11 protein-coding genes are annotated in these 12,575 nt (G+C 68.8%); 2 read left to right on the top strand and 9 right to left on the bottom strand.

Features of this window, described 5'->3' with window-relative positions; translation table 11 throughout:
• Nucleotides 1-70 precede the first annotated feature (70 nt).
• The 8 genes from QTI33_RS12495 to QTI33_RS12530 form a co-directional block, all read right to left on the bottom strand.
• Nucleotides 71-829 (bottom strand): SDR family NAD(P)-dependent oxidoreductase, encoded by a 759-nt coding sequence (locus tag QTI33_RS12495; RefSeq protein ID WP_286506283.1) that lies wholly within the window; start codon nucleotides 827-829, stop codon nucleotides 71-73.
• Between the two features lie 29 nt (nucleotides 830-858).
• Nucleotides 859-2,496, bottom strand: coding sequence for a bifunctional aspartate transaminase/aspartate 4-decarboxylase (locus QTI33_RS12500; RefSeq protein WP_286506284.1), 1,638 nt, complete (start codon nucleotides 2,494-2,496; stop codon nucleotides 859-861).
• 55 nt (nucleotides 2,497-2,551) lie between these two features.
• Complete coding sequence (aspT, locus tag QTI33_RS12505) at nucleotides 2,552-4,240, bottom strand: aspartate-alanine antiporter (protein WP_286506285.1); 1,689 nt, start codon at nucleotides 4,238-4,240, stop codon at nucleotides 2,552-2,554.
• A gap of 29 nt (nucleotides 4,241-4,269) precedes the next feature.
• Nucleotides 4,270-5,985 (bottom strand): aspartate-alanine antiporter, encoded by a 1,716-nt coding sequence (aspT, locus tag QTI33_RS12510; RefSeq protein ID WP_353506335.1) that lies wholly within the window; start codon nucleotides 5,983-5,985, stop codon nucleotides 4,270-4,272.
• A 191-nt stretch (nucleotides 5,986-6,176) separates the two neighbouring features.
• Nucleotides 6,177-7,217: a VWA domain-containing protein gene (locus QTI33_RS12515; protein ID WP_286506286.1), complete on the bottom strand. Its 1,041-nt coding sequence runs from the start codon at nucleotides 7,215-7,217 to the stop codon at nucleotides 6,177-6,179.
• Nucleotides 7,214-8,206 carry a DUF58 domain-containing protein gene (locus QTI33_RS12520; RefSeq protein WP_286506287.1) on the bottom strand — a complete coding sequence of 331 codons (993 nt, stop codon included), beginning with the start codon at nucleotides 8,204-8,206 and terminating at the stop codon, nucleotides 7,214-7,216. The genes QTI33_RS12515 and QTI33_RS12520 overlap by 4 nt, the downstream gene beginning before the upstream one ends.
• Nucleotides 8,187-9,197 carry an AAA family ATPase gene (locus tag QTI33_RS12525; protein ID WP_286506289.1) on the bottom strand — a complete coding sequence of 337 codons (1,011 nt, stop codon included), beginning with the start codon at nucleotides 9,195-9,197 and terminating at the stop codon, nucleotides 8,187-8,189. Before QTI33_RS12525 ends, QTI33_RS12520 begins: the two co-directional genes overlap by 20 nt.
• 34 nt (nucleotides 9,198-9,231) lie before the next feature.
• Complete coding sequence (locus tag QTI33_RS12530) at nucleotides 9,232-10,209, bottom strand: S1C family serine protease (RefSeq protein ID WP_286506290.1); 978 nt, start codon at nucleotides 10,207-10,209, stop codon at nucleotides 9,232-9,234.
• 87 nt (nucleotides 10,210-10,296) lie between these two features.
• On the opposite strand from QTI33_RS12530, the gene QTI33_RS12535 reads away from it, so the two are divergent.
• Nucleotides 10,297-11,157 (top strand): TatD family hydrolase, encoded by an 861-nt coding sequence (locus tag QTI33_RS12535; RefSeq protein ID WP_286506292.1) that lies wholly within the window; start codon nucleotides 10,297-10,299, stop codon nucleotides 11,155-11,157.
• Between the two features lie 124 nt (nucleotides 11,158-11,281).
• Nucleotides 11,282-11,650, top strand: coding sequence for a hypothetical protein (locus QTI33_RS12540; RefSeq protein WP_286506294.1), 369 nt, complete (start codon nucleotides 11,282-11,284; stop codon nucleotides 11,648-11,650).
• Between the two features lie 48 nt (nucleotides 11,651-11,698).
• Here QTI33_RS12540 and QTI33_RS12545 read toward each other — a convergent pair whose 3' ends face one another.
• Nucleotides 11,699-12,529, bottom strand: coding sequence for a mechanosensitive ion channel family protein (locus QTI33_RS12545; protein ID WP_286506295.1), 831 nt, complete (start codon nucleotides 12,527-12,529; stop codon nucleotides 11,699-11,701).
• Nucleotides 12,530-12,575 lie beyond the last annotated feature (46 nt).

Here is a 12,575-nt window from a genome sequence, read left to right on the forward strand (position 1 = left end):
GCCTTTTCCTTGCAGCTGCATCGGCTTTTCCGATGCCCGGCCGCGAGGGCGCCCGGAAGGGCGCCCAGCCCTATGCGGCGATCGAGTAGCCGCCGTCGACCGGGATCGCAGTGCCGGTCACGAAGTCCGACGCCGCGCTGGCCAGGAACACCGCAATGCCCGCCAGGTCTTCGGGCCGGCCCCAGCGGCCGGCCGCGGTGCGGGCCACCACCCGCTCGCTGAGCCCTGGCACCTGGGCTCGCGCGCCATCGGTCAGGTCGGTCTGGATCCAGCCCGGCAGCACCGCGTTGACCTGGATGCCGTCGGCCGCCCACGAGGCGGCCATCGCGCGGGTGAGCTGCACGATGCCGCCCTTGCTCGCGCCGTAGGCCGGCGCATAGGGTGCGCCGAAGATCGACATCATCGAGCCGATGTTGATGATCTTGCCGCCGCCGGCTGCCTTCAGGTGCGGATGCGCGGCCCGGCAGCACAGGAAGGCGCTCGTCAGGTTGGTGTCCATCACCTGGTGCCACTCGGCCAGCGCGAGCTGGTCCACCGGCTTGCGCACCGTCGTGCCGGCGTTGTTGACGAGGATGTCGAGCCGGCCGCAGCGCGCCGCCAGCTGGTCGAACAGCGCCGCCACCGAGTCCTCGTTCGTCACGTCGGCCTGGAGCGCGAAGCTGTCGCTGCCGGCCGCCTTCAAGGCGTCGACGGCGGCCGCCGATTTCTGCGCATCGCGCGCTGCCACCACGACGCGCGCACCCGCCTTCGCCAGGCCCAGCCCCATGCCGAGCCCGATGCCGCCATTGCCGCCCGTGACCAGCGCCACCTTGCCCTTGAGATCGAACATCCGTTGTCCTGCCTTCTTTCCGATGTGGGTTATTTCCTGCCCTTCTTCGCGTTCTTCGGCCTGGCGGCGCCCTTGCTGCCGGCGCCATCCTGCTTCTCGTAGATCTCGTGGTACTCCGAGATCATGGTGCGAATGGACTTGCCGATGTTGGCATAGTCGTACTCGTTGAGGTTGGCCAGCGACACGCGGCCCGACGCGTGCGGCGTGCCGAAGCCCCGGCCCGGCAGCAGCACGACCCCGGTGTCGCGCGCCAGCCGGAACAGCGCCTCGTTGGGCCTGAACTGCTTGATCGTCCAGGCCGCGAAGGTCGCGTCGTACATCTGCGTGATGATGTCCTCCATGTCGAGCAGGTGGTAGTAGCGCACGGAGTTCGGGTCGAACACCATCGGGATGCCCAGCTCCTTGTAGAGCGCCTGCTTGCGGCGCAGCACGATGCGCTTCATGGCCGCCTTGTAGGCCTGCGGCTCGTCCATCAGGGAGAACAGCGAGAACATCACCATCTGCGCCTGCACCGGCGTCGACAGGCCCGCCGTGTGGTTCAGCGCCACGGTGCGGCTGTCGGCCACCAGCCGGTCGATGAACTTGAGGCCGCGCGGATCGGTGGTGATCGAGCTGTAGCGCTCGTCGAGCTCCTTGCGGGTCGCCTCGGGCAGCGCGGCGATCCGGCGGTCGAGGATGTTGTCCTCGTGGGTGGCGACCACGCCCATGCGCCAGCCGGTGGCGCCGAAGTACTTCGAGAACGAATACACCAGGATCGTGTTGTGCGGGCACATCGCGAACAGCGAGGTGAAGTCGTCGGCGAAGGTGCCGTAGACGTCGTCGGTCAGGATGATGAGGTCGGGCCGCTTCTTGACGATCTCCACCAGGGACGCGAGCACCTCGTCGCTCATCCGCACCGAGGGCGGGTTGCTCGGGTTGCACAGGAAGAAGGCCTTCACCTTCGGGTCGAGCAGCTTCTGCAGCTCCTTCTTCGTGTACTGCCAGTTCGTTTCCGGGCCGCACTCGATGTTCATCTCGACCAGCCGGTAGTCGTTGAGGTGCGGGATCTCGATGTAGGGCGTGAAGATCGGCATGCCGAGGGCGATCGTGTCGCCGGGCGAGATCAGGTGGTTCTCGCGCAGGCTGTTGAACAGGTAGGTCATGGCTGCCGTGCCGCCCTCGACCGCATACATGTCGAACTTGCCGACGAAGGGGTGGGTGCCGATCATCTCGCGGTGGATGTAGTGGCCGACGATGATTTCCGACAGCCGCAGCATGCGGTCGGGCACCGGGTAGTTGCAGCCCAGGATGGCCTCGCACATCTCGTAGATGAAATCGCCGGCCGACAGGCCCAGCTGGTCGCGCACATAGGAGACCGCGGCCTCGATGAAGCGCACGCCTGGCACGTTGCGGTGCGTGCGGGTGAAGATTTCGAAGCGCGCCTCGATGCCTTCGCGCTGGGGAAAGCCGCCGACGTCGTCCATGTACACGTAGGAACGCTCGGCCTCGCTCATCGCGAACAGGCCGAACTGGAAGAAGCCGTGCCGCGGCGTGGTGGCCAGGAAGTTCGGGTTGCCGCGCCCGGCGTTGAGCATCAGCCGGTCACCCGCGGAAGCGACCTTGATCAATGCATCCTTGAGTTCGAACGGGCTCAGGCTGCCCATGTTCTCGACGTCGCTGAAGTCCATGATTGCTCCTTGGGTTTCGGGGTGCGGAAAAAAAGGGAAGCTTGTGCGGGGGTGCTCACGCGAGCGCCACGATCAGGGGCCCGAGCAGCGTGAGCAGCACGTTCGCGAGCGCGTAGGTGATCGCGAACGGCACCGTGGGAATGGCGTTCTCGGCCTTGTCGAGCACTTCGCCGAAGGCCGGATTGGCGCTGCGCGAGCCCGAGAGCGCACCGGCGAAGATCGCCACGTTCTCGTAGCGCAGCAGGTAGCGGCCGACGAGCATCGTGAGGATCATCGGCACGATGGTCACCACCACGCCGACGCCGAAGATGGTCAGGCCGTGCGCCTTGATGGTCTCCACCGCCTGCAGGCCCGAGGACAGGCCCACCACCGTCACGAAACCTGCCAGGCCCAGGTCCTTGAGCAGCTGGCTGGCGCTGGACGGCAGGGCGCCGAAGGTCTGGCGCCTGGCGCGGAACCAGCCGAACAGCAGGCCCGACAGCAGCGCACCGCCGCCGCTGCCGAGCGTGAGCGGAATGTCGCCGAGCTTGACGCTCACCAGGCCGATCAGCAGGCCCACGACCAGGCCGGCGCCGAGGTAGACGAAATCGGTCTTGTTGGTTTGCACGATCACCTCGCCGATGCGTGCCGACACCCGCTTGAGGTCCTGCTCGGCGCCGAAGATCGTCACCATGTCGCCGACCTGCACCACCGTGTCCGGCTTCAACGGCAGGTCCTTGCCGGCGCGGGCGATGCTCACCAGAAAGACGCCGTGGCGGGTGGCGCTGTTCGTCGCGTCGCGGATCTCGCCGATCGTCTTGCGGTCGAGATTCTTGTTGGTCAGCACGATCTCGCGCCGCTGCATGGTGAGCTCCATGCTTTCGACGTCGTAGAGCTCCTTGCCCAGGATCGAGGCGCTTGCAACCACCGCCTCGCGGCGGCCGACCACCAGCACGATGTCGCCCTTCTGCAGCTTGAGCTCGGGGCCGACCTCGATGAACCTGCCGGCGCGCTTGACGCGCTCGATCGTGATCGTGGTGTCCGGCGTCTCGAACTCGATGTCGTGCACCGTGCGGCCGGTGTCGGCGCCCAGCTGGTAGATGCGGCCCACCAGCGCCGGCGCCGCGGCCTGCTGGTCGGGGCCGAGCGCGGCCTGGCCGGCCTGCATCGCGGTCTCGGCCGCGATCGCATCGTCGCGGATCGAGCGCCCCATGAACTTCGGCAGGATGTTGACGCACACGATGATGGCGCCGAAGGAACCGAACACGTAGGTCACCGCATAGCCGATCGCCACGTTGGCCTGGAGCCGCTGGGTTTCATCGGCCGCGAGCCCGAGCTTGGCGATCGCGTCGCCGGCCGTGCCGATGATGGCCGACTGCGTGAGGCCACCGGCCGCCACGCCCGCGGCGAGGCCCTTGTCGAGCCCGCACAGCTTGGCCATGACGATGACCGTCGCGAGGCCCGTGGCCGCCATCACCACGGCGAGCACGATTTCCTTGATCGACTGCCGCCCGAGCGAGCTGAAGAACTGCGGCCCGCTCTCGAAGCCCACCGCGTAGATGAAGAGCGCGAACAGCACCGCCTTCACGCCGGCGTCGACCTGCACGCCGACCTGGCTGACCACCACCGCGACCAGCAGCGAGCCCGCCACCCCGCCGAGCTGGAACTTGCCGAACTTGATCTTGCCGATCCAGTAGCCGACGGCAAGCGACAGGAAGAGCGCCATTTCGGGCGATCGCTTGAAGAGGTCGTGAAGCCATTCCATGGTGACGAGTCCTTTCGAAAGCTTGCGTGTCAGCCCGCGTTCAGCACCCCGACGATGCCCACGATCAGCGGCCCCATGAGCGGCAGGATCACGTTCGAGATGGCATAGGTGATGGTGTAGCCCAGCAGGGGCGTGGTGTTGCCGGCCACGTTCTGGATCGCGCTCAGCGCCGGCGTGCTGCATTGCTGGCCGGCGATGGCGCCGAGCAGCACGGGCGTTTCGATCTTCAGCAGGCGCCGCCCGACCCACAGGGAGACGCAGGCCGGCACCACCGCGATCGCGATGCCCAGCAGCGGCAGCGCGACGCCGAACTTGCGGATCAGCGTGAGCGCCTGCGGCCCCGAGGCCAGCCCGACGCAGGCGATGAAGGTGGCGAGGCCGATGTCCTTCATGAGCGACAGCGCGCCTTCGGGAATGCTCAGGCGGTGCGGGTTGCGGGCCTGGAACCAGCCGAACACCAGGCCGGTGAGCAGGGCGCCGCCGCCGGTGCCGAGCGCGAACGGAATGCCGCCGAGCTTGATGCTGAAGCCGCCGATGAAGACGCCGAGCAGGATCCCGGCGGCCATGTAGCCGAGGTTGCTGCGCGTCGAACGGACCACCGGCAGGCCGAACAGCGGCACGACCTGCTGCATGTCGGCGGCCGGCCCGTAGAGCTTCAGCACGTCGCGCTTCTTCAGCTGGAGGTCCGGCAGCAGCGGCATGGCGTGGCCGTCGCGGACCACGCCCACGACGTGCAGGTTCTGCGGCAGCCTGGGGAGCGCGCCGATCGTTCCGACGCGATCGGCCTTGAGCACGCGCAGCTCGCGCTCGAACCACTCGGGCTGGTTCAGCATCACCTCGACGGTTTCCATCACGGCGTCGAAGTCCGCCGTGTCGGCGCACTCGCGCCCGAGCTGGCCGGCCACCTCGACCATCGCGGCGCGCTGGCCGATGACGAGCACGCGGTCGCCGGCTTCGAGGCGCAGCGCGGCGTCGATCGCCAGGAACCGATCGCCGCGCCGCACCCGCTCGATGCCGACCCGCCGCTTGAAAGGGTCCATCAGCGCGCCGACCGTGCGGCCCTGGCCCGCCGTGACCTCGAACACGCGACCCACCATCTCGGGCGCCGCCAGCGCGGTGTCGGCGCCGTCGTCCGCGCCGCCCATGGAACGCCAGAGCTTGTCGGCCTCTTCGCGCAGGTTGATGCGCAGCAGCAGCGGAAAGATCTGGCTCGTCACCACCACGATCGTGATCAGCCCGAACACATAGGTGATCGAATACGCCGTCACCACGTTGGCCTGCAGCTGGCGGATCTCGTCCGGCGGCAGGGCCAGCTTGGAGATCGCATCGGTCGCCGTGCCGACCACCGCCGATTCGGTGGCGGCCCCGGCCATCAGGCCGGCCGCCGTGCCCTGGTCGAAGCCGAACATCCTGGTGGCGCCGACCACCAGCCCGATCACCACCACCACCTCGACCAGGCACAGCAGCCCCATGCGCAGGCCCTTGGCGTCGAGGTTGGCGAAGAACTGGGGACCGCCCGCGTAGCCGAGGGCGAAGATGAAGAGCATGAAGAAGGTGTTCTTCACGCCGTCGTCGAGCGTGATGCCGAGCTGCCCGACCAGCAGCGCGACGATCAGCGTGCCGCAGACGCCGCCGAGCTGGATCGGGCCGAAGCGGATCTGGCCGAAGGCATAGCCCAGCGCCAGCACGCCGAAGAGTGCGATTTCCGGCTGCGCGCGCAGCATGTCGGCAAGCTGACTGAACACGTGGAAGATCCCTCCGGTGCCGCGGCCCGGCCGCGGACATTGCTCCGCTGCCTTGGGGCATGCGCGCGGCCGGAGCGCCGCGAGGGCGCCAGGCCGGGCGCCTCGAATTTAGGGTGGCTGACAGGACGGGCGCAACCCGACCAAGGGGCAGGCCGGCCTGCACCAAGGTGCAAGCCGCGTGCGCCGCGCTGCTACAGGATGCGGTTGAACCAGAGCAGCGACAAGCCGGCCGACAGCAGCGCCAGGGCGGCGGCGCCCATCGCGAACAGGGCGGAGATCTCGGTCTCTTTCTTCTCGACCGTGAGCCGCGAGCTCAGGGTGTTGTAGACCTTCTTGAGGTCGTTGGCGGTGCCGGCATAGAAGTACTCGGCCGAGGTCTTGTTGGCGATCGCCTTGAGTGTTTCCTCGTCGAGCCGCACCCGCATCGACCAGCCCTCGAAGCCGATGGTCTCGCCGTCGACCGTGCCGATGCCGACCGTGTAGACGCGCACGCCACGCTCGGCCGCCACCTTGGCCGCATCGAGCGGATCGACCCCGGTGGTGCGCTGGCCGTCGGTCAGCATGATGATCGCGGCCGAGGTGTAGGAGCCCGGCGCGACCGGCGTGAATTCCTTCGGCGGCGGCTTGCCGGCGCGGTCGATGGCGACACCGGTCTGCCGGCTTTTGGGCGCGAAGTCGGAGATGTCGATGCCGGCGTCGGGGAACAGCGTGGCGAGCGACACCACGATCGCGTTGCCGGTGGCGGTGGCGCGCTGCAGCTGGAAGGAGTCGATCGCCGTCACCAGGTCGTCGCGGTTGGTGGTCGGCAGCTGCGCCACCTGCGCGCTGCCCGCGAAGGCGACGATGCCGACCTTGACCGTGCGCGGCAGATCCTTCAGGAAGCTCTTCGCCGCCTCCTGGGCGGCCACCAGCCGGTTCGGCTGGACGTCGGCCGCGCGCATGCTGCCCGACACGTCCATCGCCAGGATGATGGTCTGCTGGTTCGACGGCAGCACCACGACCGCCATCGGCCGCGCGGCGGCGATCAGCATCGCGGTCAAGGCCAGCAGGAACAGCAGCGGCGGGATGTGGCGCCGCACGCTCTGGCCGGCGCTCATGGCCTCGCGCACGATCGACAGGCTGGCGAATCGCAGCGCCAGCTTCTTCTTGCGCCGGATCAGCCAGAGATACAGCAGCACCAGCAGCGGTATCGCCAGCAGCAGCCAGAGAAATTGAGGCCAGAGGAAGTTCATGCGGCCACCACCTTGGAATTCGATTGTCCGCGCCTGACGCGGCGCTTGCGCATGTCCGCGAAGCGCACGATGGCTTCGACCAGGTCGTCCGCGGTCGAGAGCTCGAGCGCGTCGACGCCGATCTTGGCCAGCGCTTCGCGCAGGGTGGCCTCGCGCTCGGCGGCGATGCGGGCGAAGCGCTTGCGAAAGCCCGCGTCATGGGTGTCGACCCACAGCTGCTCGCCGGTCTCGGCATCGCGCAGCGGCACCAGCCCGAGGTCGGGCAGTTCGAGTTCGAGCGGGTCGAACAGGCGCACGGCGACCACGTCGTGGCGCTGGACCAGGTGCGACAGTGCCCGCTCCCAGCCGGGCTCGGTGACGAAGTCGGAGACCACGAACACCGTCGAGCGGCGCGGGATCAGCACGGCGGCGGACTTGAGCAGGTCGGCCAGCCGGGTCATGCCCTTCTGGTCGGGCACGCGCTCGGCCGGGCGGCGCTCCATGGCATGCAGCAGGTGCAGCACATGGCGCCGGCCGGTGCGCGGCGGAATGACGGCTTCGACGTCGTTGCCGTAGACCATCGCGCCGACCCGGTTGCCGTGGCGCGTGAGCAGGCGCGCGATGACGCCGACGAAGCCGGCGGAGATCTCCCGCTTGGCCTTGACGCCGGAGCCGAAGTCGACCGAGCGGCTCAGGTCGAGCACGAACCAGGCGGCCATCTCGCGGTCTTCGGTGAAGACGCGCACGTGCGGCGTCTGCAGCCGCGCCGTGACGTTCCAGTCGATGTGGCGCACGTCGTCGTGGTGCTGGTATTCGCGCAGGTCGGCCAGGTCCAGGCCGGTGCCGCGCATCAGGGTGCGGTAGTCGCCCTGCAGCAGGCCGTCGAGCCGGCGGATCACGGTCCACTCGAGGCGGCGCAGCGCCCGCTCGACGCCGCTGGCCGCGGCCTCGACCGCCGCGAGCTGCTCGTCGTTGGCGGCTCTGCCGCGCTTAGGCCACCAGCTTTTCATGCTCTAGGGGCTTGGCTGGCGCGGGCACGGCCCGCATGATTCGGTCGACCAGGCTGTCGGGCGTCAGGCCCTCGGAGAGGCCTTCGTACGAGAGCGTCACGCGATGGCGCAGCACGTCGGGCACCAGCGCGGTCATGTCCTCGGGCAGGGCGTAGCTGCGGCCGCGCAGCAAGGCCAGCGCGCGGGCGCCCTGGGTCAGGTTGATGCTGGCGCGCGGGCTGGCGCCGAAGGTGATGAAGCGCCGCATGTCCTTCAGGCCGTGCTTCTCGGGGGTGCGCGTGGCCGACACCAGCCGCACCGCGTACTGGATCAGCGAGGGGTCGACATAGACCCGCTGGGCTTCGGCCTGCAGCACGGCGAGCTGGTCGGTGGTCGCGACCGGCATGGCCTCGACCGGCGGGCCGATCACGCGCTCGACGATCACGAACTCTTCCTCGTCGGTCGGGTAGTCGACCAGCACCTTCATCATGAAGCGGTCGACCTGCGCCTCGGGCAGCGGGTAGGTGCCTTCGGTCTCGATCGGGTTCTGGGTCGCCATCACGAGAAAGGGGCGCGGCACCTTGTGCGTCTCGCCGGCGATCGTGACCTGGCGCTCCTGCATCACCTCGAGCAGCGCGCTCTGGACCTTGGCCGGCGCCCGGTTGATTTCGTCGGCCAGCAGCAGGTTGGCGAACACCGGGCCCAGCGAGGTGCTGAAGTCGCCGGTCTTCTGGTTGTAGATGCGGGTGCCGACCAGGTCCGCCGGCACCAGGTCGGGCGTGAACTGGATGCGCTTGAACTGGCCGCGCACGGTGTCGGCCAGGGTCTTGACGGTGAGCGTCTTGGCCAGCCCGGGCACGCCCTCGACCAGCAGGTGGCCGCCGGCCAGCATCGCGACCATGACGCGTTCGAGAAAGCGGTCCTGGCCGACCACCACGCGCTTGACCTGATAGAGGATCTGCTCCATCAGTTCGGCCGTGACCGGGGAGGGCGATTCGAACTCTGTGCTCATGGTGGGCGCTTTCTTCGGTGGAAGGTCGATGGGATCAGAAGGGCGGGGAGCCGGCGGCGGTGGCGGCGTTCTCGATCGGCACCGCGAATCCGATGCCGATGAAGGTGCGCTGCTGGGTCGGGTTCAGGATGGCGGTCACGATGCCGAGCACCTCGCCGTCCATGTTGATCAGCGGGCCGCCCGAGTTGCCGGGATTGGCGGCCGCATCGAACTGGATCAGGTTGCCGAGTTCCTGCTTGCCCTCGGGCGAGCGGAAGGAGCGGTTGAGGCCGGACACCACCCCGGCCGAGACCGACGGGCCGATGCCGAAGGGGAAGCCGACCGCCACCACCTGGTCGCCGGGCATCAGGTCGGCGGTCGAGCGCATGGTGGCCGGGATCAGGTCGTCGGGCAGCTTCTGGGCCTGCAGCACGGCCAGGTCGTTCTCGGGCTGCAGGGCGGTGATGGTGGCCGGCGACTCGAGGCCGTCGGCAAAGGTGACGCGGATGCTCTCGGCGCCCGCGACCACGTGCAAGTTGGTCAGGATCACGCCCTTGTCGACGATCACCACGCCGGTGCCGACGCCGCGCTCGACCTGCTTGCCGGGCACTTCGTCGGTGGCCTCGGGCGGCTTGCCCTTGGCCATGTTGCGGCCGCGCTTCTCGGTCTTGGCCTCGGGCGTGGTCTTTTCGGTGCCGTAGCCCACCACGCGCACCACGGAGGGGCGGATGATGTCGGCCGCCCGGGCCGCGGGCGAGGGCAGGGACTGGGTCTGCAGCGTGCGCAGCACGGCCGCGTCGATGTCCTTCTGGGTCAGGGCCTGGACGCCATGCCGGGGCCAGAGGTAGGCGCCGGTGCCGCCCATGGCGAGGACCATGGCCAGCAGCAGGCCGAAGCTGCGCCGCCCCGGTTGCCAGGGCGGCCGGGGCGTCTTCGCGGGGGCCTGGGCCGACTCGCCCTCGGCTGGCGCGCCGGGCCCGGCCGCATCCTGCGGCCCTCGGGGTGAGCGGCTGTAGAAAGCAGGCCTGCGCATGGGCACCTCCGGGCAAAAGAGAGTCGGCGTAGCGACCACGGTAGCACGCTTTCCGCGGCCTTGCATCCCTTCGGGCATCATCGCGCGATGGCCCTCTTCGTCGACACCCACTGCCACCTCGATGCGCCCGAATTCGGAACGGAGATGCCCCGGATCCGCGCCCGCGCAAGTCAGGTCGGCGTCGGGCTCTGCGTGATTCCCGCGGTGGCCGCCTTCAACTTCGCGGCGGTGCGCGAACTCGCGCACCGGCAGGGCGACGCCTATGCGCTCGGCATCCATCCGCTGTGCACCGACGCCGCGCGCGACGAGGACCTGGCGCTGCTCGATGCCGAGCTGGACCGCCGTCGCGACGACCCGCGGCTGGTGGCGGTGGGCGAGATCGGCCTCGACGACTTCGTCCCGGGCCTGGACGCCGGCAAGCAGGAGCGCTTCTTTCACACTCAGTTGCAACTGGCGCGCAAGCACGGGCTGCCGGTCATCATCCATGTCCGCCGTTCGGTGGACAAGGTGCTCAAGCACCTGCGCCAGGTGGCGCCCGGACAGCGCTGGCAGGGCATCGCGCATGCGTTCAACGGCAGCGAGCAGCAGGCCCGGGCCTGCATCGATCTGGGGCTGAAGCTGGGTTTCGGCGGCGCCGTGACCTTCGAGCGCGCCCTGCAGCTGCGCCGGCTCGCCGCCACGCTGCCGCTGGAGGCGATCGTCATGGAGACCGACTCGCCCGACATCCAGCCGCACTGGCTCTACCGGACGCAGGCGCAGCGGGACGCGGGCGAACCGCAGGGGCGCAACGAGCCCGGCGAACTGCCGCGCATCGCCGAGGTGTTGGCGGGGCTGCGCGGGATCGAACCGGCGGCGCTGGCGGCCGCCACCACGCGCAACGCCGCCGTCGCCCTGCCGCGTCTGCATCCGCTGATCGGCCTGTCGGCCGAGCGGCCGGGCAACGCGTAGGCAAAGGTCCCGACTTGGTCCGGGGCCTGTGCGACAGCGGCTTTTGGTGTCATCCTTCGGCCCCGTGCACCCGTTGCATCACAGTGGCAAGCCAGTCACTTCAACTCATACAAGGAGCTTTCCCATGAACTCATCCATCGTTCGTACCCTCCCGGCCGCGCTCGCCCTGGCGGTTGCCTGCATCGGCGGTGCGGCGGTCGCGCAGACCACCACCCAGAAGGCCGAGAACGCAGGCGAGAAGGCCTGGGACGCCACCAAGAGCGGCACCGAAAAGGCCTGGGACAAGACCAAGGCCGGTTCCGAAAAAGCCTGGGACGCGACCAAGCACGGCACCAAGAAGGCCGTGAAGGCCACCGAGAAGGGCGCCAAGGCGACCGGCAAGGCGGTCGACAACGTGGCCACCGATGCGGCCGACGGCACCCGCAAGGTGGGCGACAAGATCGGCGAGAAGATTCCCGGCACGGCGCAGAACGAAGCCGCCAAGAAGCCCTGAGCGGCTCGCCCGGCCTCCATGTGAAAAAACCCGCCGCGGCGGGTTTTTTCATGCCGCGGCGGGTGGCGCGACGGCGCGGTGGACCAGCGGTGTCTCGGGCGTCGGATAGCCGGCGGCGCCGAAGGTGCTGACGATCGCCTTGTGGGTGTCGAAGTACACCTGCCAGTAGTGGTCGGTGTGGGTGTAGGGCCGCACCGCGAGCAGCGGGCCTTCGGGCGTGAACTGCAGGATCTCGACGTCCGGCGGCTGCTCGCTCGAGACATTGGCGATCCGGCTCACCGCTTCCTTGAGCAGCGCGATGGCCTGGACGGGTTCGACGCCATTGGCGATCTTGGCGGTGACGTCGACCCGGCGGAACGGCAACTGGCTGAAGTTCTGGATCGGATCCGACAGCACCTTGTTGTTGCCGACCGTGGTGATCACGTTGTCGGGCGTGACCAGGGTGGTGCCGAACAGTCCCAGCTCCCTGACGGTGCCGGTGATGCTGCCGCCCACCGTGACGAAGTCGCCGACCCGGTAGGGTCTCAGCACCTGCAGGAACACCCCGGCGGCGAAGTGCGTCAGCAGGCCGCCCCAGGCCGTGCCGATCGCCAGTCCGGCGCCGGCCAGCAGCACGGCGAACGAGGTGGTGCGCACCCCGAACATGTCGAGGATCGAAAGGATCAGGACGATGTTGAGCAGCACGCCCAGAATCGACACCAGGTAGTGGCTCAGCGTCGGATCCATGCGCTTGCCGCGCTCCAGGGCCTTGGCGACCAGGCGCTGCGCCAGGCCGATCAGCCAGCGGCCGACGGCCCAGGCGATCAGGGCGCCGATCACTTTCAGGCCAAAATCCACGCCTTGCGTCGTCAGGAAAATCCAGATCGCTTCCGTATTCATTGCTTCTCCTCGCAGGCGCCGATGTTTCGGCCGGCCGTGCAGTGTT

This window comes from Variovorax davisae (genome assembly GCF_030316845.1).
Classification (GTDB): Bacteria; Pseudomonadota; Gammaproteobacteria; order Burkholderiales; family Burkholderiaceae_C; genus Variovorax; species Variovorax davisae.

What these genes read in the sequence shown, in the direction of transcription:
- QTI33_RS12520 (WP_286506287.1), bottom strand. Translation starts at nt 8,206, where the DNA reads ATGAAAAGCTGGTGGCCTAAGCGCGGCAGAGCCGCCAACGACGAGCAG.
- QTI33_RS12515 (WP_286506286.1), bottom strand. Translation starts at nt 7,217, where the DNA reads ATGAACTTCCTCTGGCCTCAATTTCTCTGGCTGCTGCTGGCGATACCG.
- QTI33_RS12540 (WP_286506294.1), top strand. Translation starts at nt 11,282, where the DNA reads ATGAACTCATCCATCGTTCGTACCCTCCCGGCCGCGCTCGCCCTGGCG.
- QTI33_RS12495 (WP_286506283.1), bottom strand. Translation starts at nt 829, where the DNA reads ATGTTCGATCTCAAGGGCAAGGTGGCGCTGGTCACGGGCGGCAATGGC.
- QTI33_RS12530 (WP_286506290.1), bottom strand. Translation starts at nt 10,209, where the DNA reads ATGCGCAGGCCTGCTTTCTACAGCCGCTCACCCCGAGGGCCGCAGGAT.
- QTI33_RS12525 (WP_286506289.1), bottom strand. Translation starts at nt 9,197, where the DNA reads ATGAGCACAGAGTTCGAATCGCCCTCCCCGGTCACGGCCGAACTGATG.
- QTI33_RS12500 (WP_286506284.1), bottom strand. Translation starts at nt 2,496, where the DNA reads ATGGACTTCAGCGACGTCGAGAACATGGGCAGCCTGAGCCCGTTCGAA.
- QTI33_RS12545 (WP_286506295.1), bottom strand. Translation starts at nt 12,529, where the DNA reads ATGAATACGGAAGCGATCTGGATTTTCCTGACGACGCAAGGCGTGGAT.
- aspT (WP_286506285.1), bottom strand. Translation starts at nt 4,240, where the DNA reads ATGGAATGGCTTCACGACCTCTTCAAGCGATCGCCCGAAATGGCGCTC.
- QTI33_RS12535 (WP_286506292.1), top strand. Translation starts at nt 10,297, where the DNA reads ATGGCCCTCTTCGTCGACACCCACTGCCACCTCGATGCGCCCGAATTC.